1 protein-coding gene is annotated in these 1,975 nt (G+C 33.6%); it reads right to left on the minus strand.

All coding sequences use genetic code 11. The features are described from left to right. The coding region (locus tag WKT09_RS13570) for an IS1182 family transposase (protein WP_340416543.1) at positions 1–1,677 on the minus strand (1,677 nt) is incomplete at its 3' end. Positions 1,678–1,975 lie beyond the last annotated feature (298 nt).

Here is a 1,975-nt window from a genome sequence, read left to right on the forward strand (position 1 = left end):
AAGAGGCTGGGACAAAACTAGCCTCGGATAAATAAAAATGCTTGTGTTTATCATAAAAAGATAAGCACAAGCATTTTTTCCATCTTCGGGTGAAAATGTTCCATTTTCAGTGTTAATGGCGGTGTATTTTCTTATGTTTACCGCCATTAACGCAAATCCCATTTCATTATGCACCTTAGATTTTCCTCGAACTGACATTCGAGTGAAACCTAAATTAGCTTTCAAAAATCCAAAAAAAGGCTCTACGTCTATTTTACGTTTTCCGTAAATTTCGCCTGTTTCTTCGTTTGAAAGCTTCGCTCTTATATATTCTTTTTGGGTTTCCCATTTTTCATTGTAAAACAGCTTTCTATTTTTACCCTCTGCCGCTTTTGTACAAAAAGTGCGTAGTGGGCAATCCGTACAATCTTCAGATTCGTATACTTTAAATGTTCGTTTAAACCCATATTTATCTTTTCGATTAGACTCATACGCAAAATACAATCTTCGATTATTAGGACAAATAAACGAATCTGTTTCGGCATCATATTGCCAGTTTGCTGTTTTAAATGGATCGTTTTTATACTTCTTTTTCTTCTCTTTTCTATACTGATTATATGTAATAAGCGGAATTCGTTTACGTACATTTAACACATCATTATAGTTTTGTTCACTACCATATCCAGCATCCGCAACAATATATTGTGGTAATGTGAAATAATTTTCTTCTATATTATTTAAAAATGGAATCAATGTACGAGTATCTGTTGGATTTGGAAATAAATTATAAGCTAATGCATATTGACCTTCGGTAGCTACTTGTAGATTGTAACCAGCTTTTAGTTGTCCATTCATCATATAGTCGTCTTTCATTCGCATAAAGGTTGCATCATGATCTGTTTTGGAATAGCTATTTCTATCCTTAAATATTTCCATATCACGTTGATATTTTGATTTACGGATTAAGAAATCGGCAAACTGCTTACGATATTTCTTTGGTTCTTTGCGCTCTGAGCGCAGTTGTTTACGTTCACTTGTTTCCTCTGATTCATCTATTTTCTCTGTATAAGCTTCAATTGTATGATCTAATTTTTTAACAATTGTTTCTAATTCTTCAACAGAAAGTTCTTCCTCGTTCTCACGTTCAATTGATGGAATGATTTCTTTTTCTAATAACTCATCATACATTGCGTTTGATTTTTCAATTAAACTTGAACTATATCTTTCAATGGACTTACGCCAAACAAAAGTGAATTTATTTGCGTTTGCTTCTATTTTTGTACCATCGATAAAGATAGCTTCGGCATCTATTTCTTTTTCCTTCACAAGTTTAGAACGGAATTGTACAAAACATTGTCGTAATAAATCGGCTACTAAAGGATTTGTGCGAAATCGATTTATCGTTCGATAGGTTGGTTCATATCCTTGAGCTAACCACATCATACGGACACTGTCTTTTAGTAATGCTTCTATTTTCCGACCGGAAAATACAGACTGTGTATAAGCACATAAAATGATTTTCATCATCATACGAGGATGATAAGCTGGAGTACCGGTTTTTCGAGAAAAAGATTCGAAAGCTTCGTCAGGAATACTTTCTATTAAATCATTTACGGCAAAAGCAATATCATTATTATCTAATTTAATTTCTAAATCTAAAGGCAAAACAACTTGATTCATGGTATAATGTTTAAACATAAAGAGCACCTCCGTAATTTATTGTGTAGTTACTTTAATTTTACCAGAGTGTGCTCTTTTTGTGTGCCTGAATTTAATAAAAGCGAAATAAATCTACGAAGACTCCTGCGGGACAAGCCGTGTCCGAAAACGAAAGAGAAAGTGAATTTCTTTCTCTATCGGTTGAGGCCGGCCCGCGGAAAGCGTAGTAGATTTATGGAGCGACATAGTCGATCAAATAAAAAGAAAAGGTAATTCCAGTAAAATAAATCTACTGAAATTACCTTTTTATTTCACTGAGTTTTGTCCCATCCTCTTT

Origin of the sequence: Pseudogracilibacillus sp. ICA-222130 (assembly GCF_037892545.1) — a bacterium.
GTDB lineage: Bacteria > Bacillota > Bacilli > Bacillales > Amphibacillaceae > Pseudogracilibacillus.